Origin of the sequence: Paenibacillus sp. FJAT-27812, assembly GCF_001273905.1 — a bacterium.
GTDB lineage: Bacteria > Bacillota > Bacilli > Paenibacillales > Paenibacillaceae > Pristimantibacillus.
In genome coordinates this window covers 6827061-6842746 of the sequence record NZ_LIGH01000001.1, presented here as the reverse complement: position 1 = coordinate 6842746, position 15686 = coordinate 6827061, and the positions used below count along the sequence as shown (strand labels likewise).

14 protein-coding genes are annotated in these 15686 nt (G+C 49.5%); 10 read left to right on the top strand and 4 right to left on the bottom strand.

The features are described from left to right. Positions 1–18: 18 nt before the first annotated feature. Entirely contained in the window at positions 19–1317 is a 1299-nt protein-coding gene (locus ADU23_RS29555) for an alpha-glucosidase/alpha-galactosidase (protein ID WP_053377043.1), read from the bottom strand. A 215-nt stretch (positions 1318–1532) separates the two neighbouring features. On the opposite strand from ADU23_RS29555, the gene ADU23_RS29550 reads away from it, so the two are divergent. From ADU23_RS29550 to ADU23_RS29540, 3 genes are all read left to right on the top strand, one after another. Continuing rightward, positions 1533–2321 carry an AraC family transcriptional regulator gene (locus tag ADU23_RS29550; protein WP_442950636.1) on the top strand — a complete coding sequence of 263 codons (789 nt, stop codon included), beginning with the start codon at positions 1533–1535 and terminating at the stop codon, positions 2319–2321. Between the two features lie 119 nt (positions 2322–2440). Further along, on the top strand, positions 2441–3529 hold the full coding sequence (locus ADU23_RS29545; RefSeq protein ID WP_053377041.1) for a tetratricopeptide repeat-containing glycosyltransferase family 2 protein: 1089 nt from the start codon (positions 2441–2443) through the stop codon (positions 3527–3529). 156 nt (positions 3530–3685) lie between these two features. Further along, complete coding sequence (locus ADU23_RS29540; RefSeq protein ID WP_053377040.1) at positions 3686–4309, top strand: hypothetical protein; 624 nt, start codon at positions 3686–3688, stop codon at positions 4307–4309. A gap of 731 nt (positions 4310–5040) precedes the next feature. On the opposite strand, the gene ADU23_RS29535 is transcribed toward ADU23_RS29540, so the two are convergent. Beyond that, entirely contained in the window at positions 5041–6060 is a 1020-nt protein-coding gene (locus ADU23_RS29535) for a LacI family DNA-binding transcriptional regulator (protein ID WP_053377039.1), read from the bottom strand. 127 nt (positions 6061–6187) lie between these two features. Here ADU23_RS29535 and ADU23_RS29530 point away from each other — a divergent pair, with 127 nt between their 5' ends. The 6 genes from ADU23_RS29530 to ADU23_RS29505 all read left to right on the top strand — a co-directional run bounded on the left by ADU23_RS29530 (position 6188) and on the right by ADU23_RS29505 (position 12050). Beyond that, positions 6188–7978, top strand: a complete 1791-nt coding sequence (locus tag ADU23_RS29530) for an L-fucose isomerase (protein WP_053377038.1) — start codon at positions 6188–6190, stop codon at positions 7976–7978. A 15-nt stretch (positions 7979–7993) separates the two neighbouring features. After that, complete coding sequence (locus ADU23_RS29525) at positions 7994–8653, top strand: class II aldolase/adducin family protein (protein WP_053377037.1); 660 nt, start codon at positions 7994–7996, stop codon at positions 8651–8653. Between the two features lie 51 nt (positions 8654–8704). After that, positions 8705–10207, top strand: coding sequence for a rhamnulokinase (locus ADU23_RS29520; RefSeq protein ID WP_053377036.1), 1503 nt, complete (start codon positions 8705–8707; stop codon positions 10205–10207). Positions 10208–10253: 46 nt separating this feature from the next. After that, on the top strand, positions 10254–10688 hold the full coding sequence (gene fucU / locus ADU23_RS29515) for an L-fucose mutarotase (protein WP_053377035.1): 435 nt from the start codon (positions 10254–10256) through the stop codon (positions 10686–10688). Between the two features lie 489 nt (positions 10689–11177). Then, positions 11178–11588 (top strand): hypothetical protein, encoded by a 411-nt coding sequence (locus ADU23_RS29510; protein WP_157266019.1) that lies wholly within the window; start codon positions 11178–11180, stop codon positions 11586–11588. An 18-nt stretch (positions 11589–11606) separates the two neighbouring features. Then, on the top strand, positions 11607–12050 hold the full coding sequence (locus ADU23_RS29505) for a hypothetical protein (protein WP_053377033.1): 444 nt from the start codon (positions 11607–11609) through the stop codon (positions 12048–12050). A 12-nt stretch (positions 12051–12062) separates the two neighbouring features. Here ADU23_RS29505 and ADU23_RS29500 read toward each other — a convergent pair whose 3' ends face one another. Together ADU23_RS29500 and ADU23_RS29495 are read right to left on the bottom strand one after the other, a co-directional pair. Then, positions 12063–12605, bottom strand: coding sequence for a GNAT family N-acetyltransferase (locus ADU23_RS29500; protein WP_053377893.1), 543 nt, complete (start codon positions 12603–12605; stop codon positions 12063–12065). An 83-nt stretch (positions 12606–12688) separates the two neighbouring features. After that, positions 12689–13546 (bottom strand): helix-turn-helix transcriptional regulator, encoded by an 858-nt coding sequence (locus ADU23_RS29495; protein ID WP_053377032.1) that lies wholly within the window; start codon positions 13544–13546, stop codon positions 12689–12691. A 189-nt stretch (positions 13547–13735) separates the two neighbouring features. Between ADU23_RS29495 and ADU23_RS29490 the strand changes: the two genes are divergently transcribed. Beyond that, the gene (locus ADU23_RS29490; protein WP_053377031.1) at positions 13736–15640 is read left to right on the top strand and encodes a beta-L-arabinofuranosidase domain-containing protein; all 1905 of its coding nucleotides are present in this window, start codon (positions 13736–13738) and stop codon (positions 15638–15640) included. The last annotated feature ends 46 nt before the right edge of the window (positions 15641–15686 follow it).

Below are 15686 nucleotides of genomic sequence, written 5' to 3'. Positions count from 1 at the left end.
TGGTCACCCTTTTTCTCATTATTTGTAGCTTGGCAGCCAGCTGCCATGCGCTTCGATGAGCTCGTCGCAAAGCGATACGATGTCATCCATAGACAGCTCGGCAGAGGTATGGGGATCGAGCAGAGCGGCGTGATAAATATGTTCACGCTTGCCGGTAATTGCAGCTTCGATGGTTAGCAGCTGCGTGTTGATGTTCGTGCGGTTCAGCGCAGCGAGCTGAGGCGGCAGGTCGCCAACATAGGTTGGCGTTACACCGTTCGCGTCGACTAGGCATGGCACTTCTACGCAAGCTTCCTTCGGCAGGTTCGTGATCAAGCCGGTATTCATGACGTTGCCGCCGATTTTGAACGGGTTGTTCGTTTCGATCGCCTCCAAAATATAAGAAGCATATTCCAGGCTGCGGCAATGCTCAAGGTTGCGGTCGTTAACGAGCGAATCGCGCATCGACTTCCAGCCTTCGATTTGGCTCACGCAGCGGCGCGGATATTCATCGAGCGGAATGTTGAAGCGTTCGATAAGCTCCGGATAGTTGCGCTTGATGAAGTAGGGATGGTATTCGGCGTTATGCTCGGAGGATTCGGTGATGTAATAACCGAATTTCAGCATTAGCTCATAGCGGACCATGTCGCTATGCTGCTCCTTTTGCTTCTCGGCCGCGCGGCGTTTGATTTCCGGATAAAGATCGACGCCGTCCTTGCTTGCTTCAAGCAGCCATGCCATATGGTTGATGCCTGCTATTTTGTATTTAACGCCCGTTGGATCTAGATCCAAGTGCTCGAACAGATGCGGTACGCATACTTGTACACTGTGGCATAGGCCGACGGTTTGGACGCCGCCATGCGTGTTCATCACATTGGTGAGAACAGCCATCGGGTTCGTGTAGTTCAGGAACAAGGCGTCTGGACAAACCTCGTTAATATCGCGGGCAAAATCGAGCATGACCGGAATCGTGCGCAAATTGCGGAACAAGCCTCCGATTCCAACGGTGTCGGCAATCGTCTGACGCAAGCCGTATTTTTTTGGTATTTCAAAATCGGTGATGGTGCAAGGATCATAGCCGCCTACTTGGATAGCGTTAACGATATATTTAGCTCCGCGAAGCGCTTCTTTACGATCGGAGTAAGCTTTAATGTGACAGGTGCTTGCGCTGGTTTGCTTAAGATTAAGCAGCATTTGCTCCGAATCATGCAGACGTTCTGCGTCAATATCAAATAAAGCGATTTCAAATCCTTGAAGCGCTGGTGTTTGCATGACGTCGCCGAGAATATTTTTCGCAAATACGGAGCTTCCTGCGCCAATAAATGTAATTTTAGACATTAGACAATAGCCTCCTAGTGGATGATTGCTGACTCCTCTAGTATAAGGAGGAAAGAGGGAAAAGAATATGGAAGGAACGAAGCATTATATGGAGAAATGTTGCATCATTTAGTATGATAGCTAGAGCAGGCACGATTGGAGGTGTGACGTTGGAATCGCATCATAGTCTTTCATTAAGTATTAACGCAGCTCCGTTAAAAGGAGAAATGTCCGTTTTGTTTAGCGGAAAGGGACAGCCGGTCGCTGGCCATTTTATCGGACCGGCGGTTCACGATTATTATCTCATTCATATTGTGCTGGACGGCGAGGGCATGTTTGAAACGCTAGGAAAGGCTTATTCGTTGAAGAAAGGCGATGCCTTCGTTATTTTTCCCGACATTCTGGTCAAGTACGAGGCAAGCATGAGCAATCCTTGGAAGTATATGTGGGTCGCATTCTCAGGTGAGATCGTAGAGTCTTCGCTCAGCTCGATCGGCATTACGCCGGATCAAGGAGTCATCTGTGATTGCTCGCTGCCCGTCATGCAGAAAATGTTCAGGAGCATGCGCAGAAGCATGGAGAAAACGAATGCCCCCGCTCTTGGAAACATGGAGTCTTCGGGCTGGCTGCGGTTGATTTTGCATGAGCTAGGACGGCTGCACCTTACTGAGAGCACTGCGGCTGACGTGCCGGCGCCTCGCTCTTATCGCCAGATTGACCAGGCCATCCGCCTGCTTTCCTTGCAGTATGGGCAGCAGCTGTCCATTGAAAGCATCGCCCGCACGCTTGGCTACCATCGCGCTCATCTAACGAGGCTGTTCAAAGAGGCGACAGGCCTGCCGCCCATGCAATATTTGTTTAAGGTGCGCATGAAGAAGGCGGAGGAGCTGCTCGAGGGTGAGCTCACCATAGCGCAGATCGCCACTTCTGTCGGCTACAATGATCCGCTTTTTTTCACCAAACAATTTCACAAATGGAGCGGGCAATCGCCGACCGATTTTCGGAAAAACATGTTGAATGAATAGTTTTTGTCCGCTATGAAAAGTTATTCGGCTGTTAGCCGAATGGCTTTTTTATTTTGTCCAAACGCGGCAAAGGCATGCTCCATATAATGTATCGGAACAGGTTAGGGGGAGCGGAAACCGTGATTACGATTAGCTTGTGCATGATTGTCAAAAACGAGGAGCAGGTTCTGGCTAGGTGTTTGGATTCTGTCAAAGAGCTAGTTGATGAGATCATCATCGTCGATACAGGATCAACTGACCGTACGAGGGATATTGCTGCTAACTATACGAATCGCATTTTTCATTTTGAATGGATCGATGATTTTTCTGCTGCCAGAAACTACTCGTTCGAGCATGCGGAAAGTGATTATATTTTATGGCTGGATGCGGATGATTGGGTGCAGGAGAAGGATTTGGAGGCGTTCAAAACGCTCAAACAAAGCTTAGATCCGGCTGTTGACGCTGTTTGCATGGACTATTACGTCGCATTTGATCCGCTTGGGCAGCCAACGGCAGTGATCAAAAGAAACAGGCTCGTCAAGCGTTCCGCTCATTTTGAGTGGCATGACCCGGTGCATGAGCAGCTAGCGGTCTCAGGAAAGGTGGTTTTCTCAGACATTGCAGTGAGTCATGGGCGGGTGCATGCGAAGTCGGATCGGAATTTGCGAATCTATGAGAGCAGGCTAGCGAAGGGAATTAGTCTTTCGAATCATCAGCAATTGCAATATGCAATGGAGTTAACGGCTCATGGTTATTTTGACAAAGCAATCGGAATCTATCAAATAATCATAGCCGATCCATACCGTTATTTTGAAGATAAATTGTTAGCTTGTGACCGGATGGCTCATTGCCATCACGAGCTTGGTTATAAAGAGCAAGAGCTGCAATCGCTGCTGCAAACGTTTAACTACGACATCCCGCGCGCCGATTATGTATGCCGGATTGCTTACTATTTTCAGGAGAACCTTGATTTTGAAAAAGCCGTGAATTGGTATCAGCTGGCGCTGAGGCTGGAGAAACCAAAGGATCGCCTGCGCGGCATTAATCATATGGCTTGGACGTGGTTTCCCCATCTTCAGCTCGTCAAATGTTATGGCAAGCTTGGGCAGCTGGAGAAAGCTTATGAGCATAATGAAATTGCGCTTTCGTACTCTCCAAACGATCAAGCCATCTTAGACAATAAGCAAGTACTGGTGAAGCATTTGAGCAGGAGAGGTTATTTTAAATGATGGTGATCATGGCTTTCCGACAGGCTGCATTAAGGAGATTTCAGCAGCTAACGGGAAGCCTATTTCGTATAGTTAGGGCGAATATCGTATCTATTAGCTGCGGCAATCCATATGATAATTATATGCTAGCAAGATTTAACAGGAGGAGGCGAAGCAATGACGATTAAAAGAGTAGGTTTAAAAAAGCGCGTCTGCAAAAGCATCGTTCGCAAGAGTGTTAGCAAAACAATTATTTGCAAGAAGATTGTCGCCAAGAAGCGTGTGAGAAAGCCGGTTGTTTGCAAGCCGATTGTCAGGAAGAAACGCGTGTGCAAACCTATCGTGTGCAGGCCAATTATTAGGAAAAAGAGAGTCATCAAACAGCGTGTTAGGCGCAACTCTGCGTTTAGAGCGCTCTCTGGTGTTGATCAACAACTGCTTGATGGTATGACAGAGCAGGTTCAATATCAGGTCGAAGAGCTTGATCTGGGCAACGAATATAATTCGGCTACCTCGACTTTTCGCCCCAAAAAAGACGGTGTATATACGTTGTTTGCGAGCGTCTTTTTTCAAACCGTTACCGTGACAGCCTATACGCTAGATTTAGAGATTAGAGTCAATGGCGTGCCGAGAATTTCCGACCAAGAGGATTTTAACAATACGTCAGGCATTATAGAAGCTAGCGGTATCGTAGAACTAGAAGCGCGTGATAGAGTGCAAGTATTTGCTACCGTTTTTGAGAAAAACGTAGAAATTCAAAGCGGATTATCGACACGTTTTGAAGGCGCTAGAATCAGTTAAAGAGAGTATGTGAATAAGATCATATACAAAAGCGGGCGCTAGCGGCGATTCTAGGGGCTCGTTTTTTCATTTTCCTTGTTCGTTCAGCAACCCGCTTTGTGGCTACTCGATCAACCAAATATTTGTCAAACAGAACACGCACCATCCCAACAACTAACTACCCGACCAGCTGAACACGCATCACGCCTTGACTAACCAGCTGTTCAACCAATCACACCAACCCCTTCAAACGTCCACCAACCAACCCCCCCGTCCCGCCAAGATACACTCTAGCATTAACACTAACGGGAAAAACTCCCGCTAATTCAAGCGCTTTTGAGGGGGAAATCAGTATTAGAGGGAATTTCTCCCGCTAATTTTCTGTTTTCAGTCGAATATGAGCGAAAGTACGATATTTAACGGGAGGTTTTCTAGATAAGTGATTTAATTTCCTTCAAATCAGAAAATTAGATGGAGAATTTCCTGTTAATGCCGTCCAACGGCATGGGGGAAGGATGGTTGACGCGGTATTTCTATGGGGCTGGCGAAGCGCGCGAAGGATATATGTGGACGCTGAAAGCAGCTTTTTGAGAAAAATGTTTTCCAGCTAGGCGATTTATTCGCAGCCACATCGACAATTTCACGTTACTCCTGTTCGACTGCGAAGGGGGACTAGGGCTGTGGCGACAAGAGACAGTCAATATAAAACGAGCCTTAGAAGCGATTCGAAGGCTCGTTTTCGTTATGATTTCTTAAAGCGTCGTTATTTCCTTCACCGACCTGCGGATCAACAAATCCGCTGGCAATACGATCTTTTTCCAAGGCAGCGCCGTTTCGCGCTCTTGAATGCGCTCGACGAGCATTTGCATCCCCATGTACCCGAATTGGTAAGCTTGCTGGGCAGCAACGGTCAAAAAAGGCTCGACCTCCGAATACGGTCCAAGATCGTCGAAGCAGACGATGGACATTTCCTCCGGCACACGCAAACCGCGGTCGCGAAGCAGCCTTAATATTTCTACGGCAAGCACGTTATTGCCCGCCACGATAGCGGTAGGAGCAGGCTCCAGCTGGTCCAGCCACTGGCCCATCTCCGTTAAATCATTTAAAGGGCCGAAGCTCGTCTCAAAAACATATCGCTCATCATACGCCAAATCGTTTAGCTTCAATCCGTCCTGATAGCCCTGCAGCCTAAGGCGCGCACTGGAGATGGAAGGAGAGCCGTTCACCATCGCGATGGTGCGATGCCCTTGCGAGGCAAGATGCTCGACGAGTCGTCTCGCGCCATCCTTGCTGTCGCCGAGCACGATGTCGCACTCGATGCCGGGCACTTCGCGGTCAAGCAGCACGAACGGAACGTTATGCTTGCGCAGCGACTCCAAATGAGGCAGCGACGGATCGCCGGCGGGCGCGACCAGAACCCCGTCTACGCGCGTGGTCAATATTGTTGTCACATAATCGGATTCCTTCTCCAAGCTTTCATCGCTGTTGCCGAACAGCAGGCGGTAGCCGGAGCGCTTGGCAGCATCCTCGGCGCCGCGGGCCAGCGTTGTATAGAACGGGTTCATAATATCGGTTATGAGCAGAAAGAGCAGCTTGGTCTGCTGGAGAACGAGGCTGCGCGCCGTTTGATTCGGTACATAACCAAGCTCCTCCATGACACGCTTTACCTTTGCTCTTGTTTTCTCGCTTATTTTACCAGTGTTATTGATAACTCTGGAGACGGTCATAGCGGATACGCTAGCCTTGGCCGCTACATCATATATCGTTACCATATTTTTGTCCCCTTATCGCTAAATCATAGTTTCTATCATACAGAAAAGTAGTCATTGACAGCAACCTTTTTTATTGTTATTTTGAGGTTATCGGTAACATTATTATAACCTAATGGAGGTTTTATTCATGACGGACACAAATTTGCGTTTCCAAAGCGGATTTCCAAAAATCGGCATTCGACCAACAATTGACGGCAGACGGAAAGGGGTTCGCGAATCACTAGAGGAGCAAACGATGAACATGGCAATCGCGACTGCGAAGCTGTTGTCGGAGCATTTGCGCTATCCAAACGGTGAGCCGGTCGAATGTGTCATTGCTGACAGCTGTATTGGCGGAGTATCCGAAGCGGCGGCATGCGCCGATAAATTTGCCAAATCCGGCGTTGGGGTATCGATAACGGTAACGCCATGCTGGTGCTACGGTACAGAAACGATGGATATGGACCCGTCCATTCCGAAGGCGGTATGGGGCTTTAACGGAACGGAGCGCCCGGGTGCTGTGTATTTGGCGGCTGTATTGTCCGGTTATGCGCAAAAAGGGCTACCTGCGTTCGGCATTTATGGCGAGCATGTACAGGATTCAGGCGACACCTCCATTCCGTTTGATGTGAAAGACAAGCTGATTGGTTTTGCTAGAGCGGCGCTTGCAGTAGCTTATATGCGCGGCAAATCCTACTTATCGATGGGCTCGGTTTCGATGGGTATTGCAGGTTCAATCGTAAACGACGCTTTCTTCCAAGAGTATCTTGGCATGCGTACCGAATATATTGACATGAGTGAATTCGTACGCCGTATGGAAGAAAATATTTTTGATCCTGCGGAGTATGAGAAAGCGCTTACGTGGGTGAAGGAAAACTGTATAGAAGGCAAGGACAACAATCCAGCCCATCTTCAAACCTCAAGAGAGCAGAAGGATACAGACTGGGAAACGGTTGTCAAAATGACGCAAATTGCCCGTGACCTCATGGTCGGCAATCCAAGGCTCGCAGAGCTTGGCTTTGGCGAGGAGGCAGGCGGACACAACGCGATCGTGGCAGGCTTCCAAGGCCAGCGGCAGTGGACGGACCATTTTCCAAACGGCGATTTCATGGAAACGCTGCTTAACTCCTCCTATGATTGGAACGGCATTCGGGCTCCCTATATGGTGGCAACGGAAAATGACAGCTTGAACGGCGTCGTGATGCTGTTTGGGAACCTGCTTACGAATACGGCTCAAATTTTTGCGGATGTTCGTACGTACTGGAGCCCTGAATCGGTGGAGCGCGTAACCGGACATAAGCTTGAGGGAGCGGCAGCGAACGGTCTCCTTCACTTGATTAACTCAGGCTCTGCAACGATGGACGGAACTGGCGAGCAGACAAGAGACGGCCAGCCGGCTATGAAGCCTTTCTGGGAAATTTCCGAGGACGAGGCGCAAAAATGTCTAAATGCTACATCATGGCGTCCTGCTTCCGTTGAATATTTCCGCGGCGGCGGTTACTCCTCTGATTACTTGACACGCGGCGGCATGCCGATGACGATGTCACGCATCAACTTGGTTAAAGGCATCGGTCCTGTTCTTCAAATCGCGGAAGGTTATTCGGTTGATTTGCCGGAGGATGTGCATAACACGCTGGATAATCGTACAGATCCAACATGGCCGACGACTTGGTTTGCTCCAACGATTACGGGCGAGGGCGCTTTCCACTCCGTATATGAGGTAATGGACAATTGGGGTGCGAATCATGGCTCGATCAGCTACGGACATATCGGCGCAGATTTAATTACGCTTGCTTCGATGCTGCGGATTCCAGTTAATATGCATAATGTTCCGGAAGAACGCATTTTCCGTCCTAGAGCATGGGGCTTGTTCGGTACGGCAAATGCAGAGAGCGCGGATTACCGTGCTTGTCAAAATTTCGGACCTATTTATAAATAAATTGGAGGTTTTACAATGAGCAGCACTAACATTCGCAATGAGCTATGCAAATATGCCCGCAAGACGGTAACGAACAAGCTGGTCGTTGGGCCAGGCGGCAATATTAGCGCTAAATTCGAGGGTAAAATGTACCTTTCGCCAAGCGGCTTCGCGCTTGATGAGGTAGAGCCGCATCAATGGGTCGAGGTGGATATCGAGACAGGGGAAATTACGGATATCGGCCTGCGTCCGTCCTCAGAGGTGCTGATGCATCTTTATGCATACCGCGCAAATCCGGATATCGGTGCAATCGTTCATACGCATCCGCCTTATTGCATTGCTTTTACGTTAGTTGAGCAGGAGCTGCCGATCATGTTCCCGGACCAAGCGGCGCTCGTCGGCAAAACCGTATACGTGCCTTATGTTCTTCCTACAACGGATAAGCTCGCTGACGCTTATGTAGCGAAAGTGAATGAAGCAAGCTCCGTCTTGCTCGGTAACCACGGACTTGTGACTTCGGGGCGCAATTTGCGCGAAGCCTACTACCGTACCGAAGTCGTGGAGGAAAGCACGAAAATTTATTTGATCGCCAAAGCGATTCGCGAGCCGAAGGTGCTTACGAAGGAAGAGTTCGAGGAGATCGCATCGCTTGAGAGCGAAGCATACCGCATCGAACTGCTGCAAAAGATGAAGTGACCGGCTGGCGCCATCATGGCGCTGGCTTTTACTCAAAGGAGGCTCTAAAGCATGACGAAGCTTGCGACCGTGCTCGCCTTTGATTTAGGCGCAAGCAGCGGCAGGGCGTTAATCGGCGAGCTGCTGCCTGATGAGGCAAGCGGGCAAAGGAAGCTGAAGGTGACGGAAATCCACCGTTTTCCGAATCAGCCGATCGCCGTAGGCGGCCATTTGCACTGGGATATATTGCGCCTCTTGCAGGAGCTGAAGATTGCGATTCGCAAAGCCTTCCAAGAAGGCTACACGCCGCAAACGTTTGGCATTGATACTTGGGGCGTTGATTTTGGGTTATTGGATGCGAATGGGGAGCTTCTAGGCAACCCGTATCATTACCGCGATCCGCAAACGGATGGAATCATTGAAGAGCTGAACGAGCTGATCGGCAAAGAGCGCTTGTATGAACAGGGCGGCTTGCAGTTCATGCCCTTTAATACGATCAACCAGCTGTATGCGATGAAAAAGGCAGGCTCGCCTAAGCTGGCGGCGGCAAGCACGCTGCTGCTTACGCCCGATCTGTTAGCCTATTTCCTGACAGGCGAGAAGGTGTGCGAGTTTACGATGGCAACCACGACACAGCTGTTCCAGCCTAAGGAGCAGCAGTGGAACCGGGAGCTGATGGAGCAGCTGGGCATTCCTAGCCGGCTGTTTCTCGAGCCGATTCACCCTGGCACGAAGGTGGGCAGCTTGACGCCCGAAGTATGCGAAGAGCTTGATGTGCCGCCTATTACGGCGGTTGCGGTCGGCACGCATGATACGGAATCAGCGGTTGCCGCAGTTCCGGCAGCTGGCGAATCCGCATTTGCTTACCTCGTATGCGGCACTTGGTCGCTGCTCGGTACGGAGCTTGCAGGGCCGCTTGTTACGCCAGAGGCACAGAAGCTCGATTTCTCAAACGAAGGCGGAGTCGGAGGCACCTACCAGCTTCTCAAAAACATTATGGGCTTATGGATTTTGCAGGAATGCAAGCGCGAATGGGAGGAGCAGGGCAACGACTTGTCGTTCGCAGACATCGTTGTGCAAGCGGAACGCGCCGAGCCGTTCCGCAGCTTCATCCATCCCGACGATCCGTCCTTCTATGCGCCGTCTGGCATGATTGGCCGCATTCAAGCCTATTGCCGCCAAACGTCGCAGAAGGTTCCGGAGTCGGTGGGTGAAATCGCAAGATGTATACTAGAGAGCCTTGCGCTTAGATACCGTCAGGCGTTGACGCAGATGGAAGCTTTAACGGAGCAGTCCTTCAGCGGCTTGCATATGGTAGGCGGGGGCATTCAAAACGAGCTGCTGTGCAGGTTCACGGCGAATGCGATTGGTCGTCCGGTATGGACGGGTCCAGTGGAAGCGAGCGCAATTGGCAATATGCTCATGCAGCTCGTCGCGCTGGGCGAGTGCGCTGATTTACAGGATGCGCGCATGCTTGTTGCGTCGTCGTTCCCAATCGAGGAATACGCTGCTGCGCATTCGCAGGAATGGGACACGGCGTTTGCATCGTTTGAGCGGCTAGCAGCGGTGAAATAGTTACTATTAATCTATTAGGCTGGAGCATAGAAAGGACGAGGCACATATGCTGATCGGCATATCGAAATTGATTTCCCCTGAGCTGCTTAAGGTGCTCAGTGAAATGGGCCATAGCGACGAAATCGTCCTCGCGGACGGCAACTTTCCGGGCGCAAGCCACGCACAGCGCCTTATCCGCGCCGATGGGCATAACGTGCCCGAGTTGCTTGACGCGATTTTGCGGCTGTTCCCGCTCGACCAATACGTCGAGAAGCCGGCTGCGCTTATGCAGGTAGTAGCCGGAGATACGGTACAAACGCCGATATGGGACCAATATCGTTCAATCATCGAGCAGCGGACGGGGCTTTCGGAGCCTTTCGAGCAGGTGGAGCGCTTCGCGTTCTATGAGCGGGCGAAGAAGGCCTACGCCGTCATTGCGACAGGAGAGAGCGCGTTGTACGCCAATCTTATTTTGAAAAAAGGCGTTATTACGGAAGGCTAGCAGGTTATTTATTACGAATAAGGATGATCTATAAGACTGCCTCACGGTCAAAAACCGGGGCGGTCTTTTTTCCACTTCAGGAAACAATTGGGTGATCTTTTGCGTTATAGTAAGTATATACTTGTTTTCGTTGATTAAGAGGAGGTATCTGCTCTGAAAAAAAACCAATTATATCCCGCACTCATTTTTGTTGCGCTGCTTATTATTCTTAAAGATCATACGGGAACTTCGTTAGGTGACCGCATTTTTAATGCTATTGGTTTATCCCCGTGGACCAAATCCAATGATTACGGTTTTTATCTTCCTGGAATAATAGGCATAGCGCTGCTTATTGCCGCTATTGTTTTAACGCTCAAATCTTACCGGTCCAATGAGAGAAAGGTCCGTAACCGTATAATAATTGGCTGCATTTTGCTCATATGGTTGTTCCCGTTTGCTTCGGAGAAAAGCCATTTTCTGCTCCTGTATCATACATCCGCAGCGGAGAAAATGGATTATTCGTTAAAAAACAATGAGTGCACATTCAGCGGGGAAGAGAATAAAGTGAATGCGAGCTGCTCAGTTACTTTATATAATTACGGCAAAGCGGACAGCGTGTCCATAAGGCCTATGCTCAAGCATTCATCTGAAGATGTAGAATTTGATGCTAAGGTCGTTTCTATCACTCCCCACCAAAGGATGACACTGCTTATTGATTTTGTAGGCACGCAAAAAAATGGCGGCAGCTTTTCAGGATTTAGTAAACAAGTGGAGTTTGATCTAATGGCTCCCAATAAGGATGCAACATACAACGCTATGAGAATGCGGGAAATTGCCTGGAATTCCTTAGAAGAAGAGAAAGAGACCGTTACGGGCAAATTGGGCACCGAGGCGATCATAGGCAACAATTTTAGGCGGTAGTGAGAAGGAGCGGGAGTTTTGAGAAATAAGACCATTTGGTTGCTTGCTGTATTGATCGTTATTGTTGGCATCTTTTACTTCGTAGATAAGGGGAAAAATACGACGGTTCAAAAAGAAGTTTTTGCTGGAATAGGTGAAATGGATGCTGTGGGGATGTCGTTAGAAAGATATTCCGACGAAACGAGAATCTCAATTAAAGACAAAGAAACTGTGGCAAAAATGGTAGAGGGTTTATCCGGTGTGAAGCTGAAAAAAGTAAGCGATTTTTCTTCCGAGAGCGAATATGCCATAAGAATATATAGCGATCATGCTGGCAATCTCGGCTTGGAAATGACAAAAGATAAAAAATATGTGGCGATATTTAAGGACTCGGGCCATATCAAATATAAGATTGTTAACGATGACCACCATTTAGATATGATCGATAGCTTAGATTGGGAACAAAAGGACTTCGAAAATTGAAGTCCTTTCTGTTTATTCGGCAGCAGCCGTCTTCAAATAGTCCTCGCGCAAAATCGCGTAATAAGCGATGTCCACGTACTGATCCCATTTGCGAATATGCTCGCGGAAGGTGCCTTCGTATTGCATCCCGGCTTTTGTCATGACGCTGGATGAGGCGGGGTTTTTGGTCATGGCTGCGGCATGGATTTTATTAAGCTGAAGCTCCTCGAAGCCGTATTTTGTAACGCGCTTAACCCCTTCGGTGACATAACCTTTGTTCCAGTAACGTTTGCCCAGCCAATAGCCAAGCTCTGCTCGGTCATGCGATTGATTAAGATTCATTCCAATCGAGCCCATAAAAGTAAGGTCTTCTTTGTTGATAATGGCAAACGTATAGCCTTCGCCATTCTGGGCGGCCTCCAGTCTACGATGGATAAAAGCTTCGGCAGAACCTTTTGGATAGGGATAAGGGATGTTTAACGTCGTGCTGGCAATTTCATAATCATCGATCAGTAACTCCAAGGCTTCAGCATCGCATGGTTCCAATTGTCTAAGCATCAGTCTCTCCGTATACATAGCAGCCACAAAGCATCTCTCCCCACATAAATTTTAATTAAGTATAAAGGAAATTTTGGAAGTTACAAGAGTTTAAAGCAGATTTAGTTAGAACGGTACTGTTTGCGGAACGCTTTAGGCTTCGTGCCTGTATGCTTGCTAAAGCAGCGAATGAAATAGGGGAAGGAGCCGAAGCCTGTATCCTCAGCGATTTTTCCGATCGGCTCATTCGTATGAATGAGCAGCTGCTTGGCTTTATCGATCCGGTAACGGGTCAAATATTCAAGCGGCGTGCAGCCGAATGTCTTTTTCATGCAAATGGCAATATAGTTGGGGTGAAAATGCAGCTCCTCCGCCATCAGCTTATAGCTGAGCGGGTCTTGATAATGGCGGCGAAAGAACAGGGCAGCCGCCTCTGCGATTTGCAAATAAGGATTGTCCGCTGCTGCCCCGCTCTCCTCCTGGAGCATTTGGAGCAGCGTATGAAATAGCTGCTGCTGCGACCAGCGGGAATGTAAGGAGGGCTGCTCCTGCAATTGAAGCAGCTCGTGCATTTTCTCTTCAATGGCTTGCGGCGTCGGCAGCTTCCCTTGCCTAGGAAGGTGAAAAGGAAAATATTCGATTTGTGCATAGGGTAGCTCGTGTTTGGAGAGTGTAAAGGGTTCTTTTTCATTCGCAGCGTTCCACGGACCTACGGTATGAAAATGAAGCCAATAGAAGTGGGTTTCCTCGCTGCAGGGCTTCGTCGTCCGGTGTGCTCGGTCGGGACGCAAGATCGCATAGTGGCCGCCTGAGATGTCGATTTCTCGTTGTTCCTCCTCCATATATAAACAACCGCGCGTCACGACGATTAGATCGAACACGCCAATATTTGAGCGGTCTGCATGTTTGCCGAAGACTGGATAAGTATCCTCGCCGACTTGCATGAAATGAGGCAGCGGCGGACATATGAATTGGAACATTCGGGCTACACTCCTTGATGAATCATTGTCGACTAATCATAAATGATTATTGCAGCTAGAGTAAAGATATCACTTTCATGTCGATGTTGTGATTGGATAAATAGTGGTTGCGATCGGCTATCCAAATGAAGCTGCTTGGCATGCTATATTCGGTTAGTGGTCATTACGCTATGAAGGAGTGTGTTAGGCATGAGTAATGGGAATGAAGCATTTGCAGCGCTGCCGCTGGGCAGCATTAAGGCCGAAGGCTGGCTATATAATCAGCTTCGGATACAAGCAGACGGATTAACGGGTCATTTGGAGGAGCAATGGGCTGATGTTGGATCAAGCAGCGGCTGGATTGGCGGGGATGGCGAGAGCTGGGAGCGCGGCCCATATTATTTGGACGGCCTGCTGCCGCTTGCTTACATTTTAGGAGACGAGCGGCTTATTGCCAAAGCGAATAGGTGGGTGGAGTGGTCGCTTGCAAGCCAGCAGGAAAACGGATTTTTTGGTCCAAGAGTAATCKAAACGGTGAATCAAGAGGTAGACAAGCAGCAGGACTGGTGGCATTTTATGATTATGCTGAAGGTCATGATGCAGTTCGAAGAGGCTACGGGAGACGAGCGGATCGTACCGTTTCTGAGCAAATTTCTAGGTTTTGTAAGGGCGACAATCGAGGAGCAGCCGCTGAGGAGCTGGGCGGAGTCCCGCGGCTCGGAGCTGCTGCTTTGTATCCTATGGCTCTATAAGAAAACGAAAGACGATGAGCTGTTGAAGCTTGCGGATATCGTTGCGAGTCAAACGCTGGATTGGACTGATATCTTTTATGATTTTCCGTTTTGGCGCAAGGTTGATGAATGGGATTTGCGGACGCATGTCGTGAATGTGGCTATGGGAATCAAGATGCCTGGCATTTTGTATGAGCTGTACGGGGAAGACATACAACGGGAGGCGGTTCATCGCGGGATAGACAGCTTGATGACCTATCACGGACAGGCGCATGGCATGTTCTCTGGGGATGAGTGGCTGTCGGGCACGCATCCGAGCCAAGGCGTCGAGCTATGCGCGGTTGTGGAGTATATGTACTCGATGGAGCAGCTTACTCGTATTTTTGGAGAAGGGCGCTTTGGGGATATTTTGGAGAAGGTGGCGTTTAACGCGCTTCCGGCTGCGATTTCCAAGAATTGGACCTCGCATCAATACGATCAGCAAGTGAATCAAATCATGTGCAATGTTGCGCCAAGAAGCTGGACCAATGGACCGGATGCGAATGTGTTTGGGTTGGAGCCTCATTTTGGCTGCTGCACGGCAAACATGCATCAAGGGTGGCCAAAGCTTGCAGCTCATTTGTGGATGGCGGAATCTGGCGGAGGATTGGCAGCCGTATCGTACGTACCATGTTGCGTGGAAGCTATCGTTGCTGGCGGCGTTGCAGCTCAGGTTCGAGTAAGCGGAGAATATCCGTTCCGCGATGAAGTGGCAATCGAGCTGACACTGGAGCGTGCCGCTGCATTCCCGCTATCGCTGCGCATACCGGGATGGTGCAAGGCAGCAAGCTTAACCATAAATGGAGAATCGATAGCATTGGATGCCGTAAACGGCTATGCGCGCGTAAATCGGGAATGGCATGACGGGGATAAGCTGCTGCTTAAGCTGCCGATGGAGGTGCTTACCATATCCCGCAACCTGTACGCGGTAAGCGTAGAACGCGGACCGCTCGTATACGCCATGCCGATTGCAGAAAACTGGCAGCTTCTCCAAGAGCGGGAAATGTTCCACGATTGGGAAATTTATCCGGGCTCGCCATGGAAGTATGGCCTGCTTGCGGATTCTGACTTTGAGGTAAAGGAAAGCGGGGAGGCTATTCCTTATCAACCGTTCGATGCATCTGCCTCGCCAATTCGCTTGAAGGCAAGCGGCAAGCTCGTGCGCGACTGGAAAATGGAAGGAAACAATGCAGGCACGCCGCCGCTGAATCCGAACACGGAAGGTCAGCCGGTAACGGAGCTTGAGCTTGTTCCCTACGGCAGCGCGAAGCTGAGAATCGGCGAGTTCCCACTGCTGGGGCAGCGAAAGCCGGTTGGCCGCACACAGCAATTAACTAGGGAATAACAAATAAGCTGGAGCAGCTCTTTGGTGATTTCACCTAAAGGAGCTG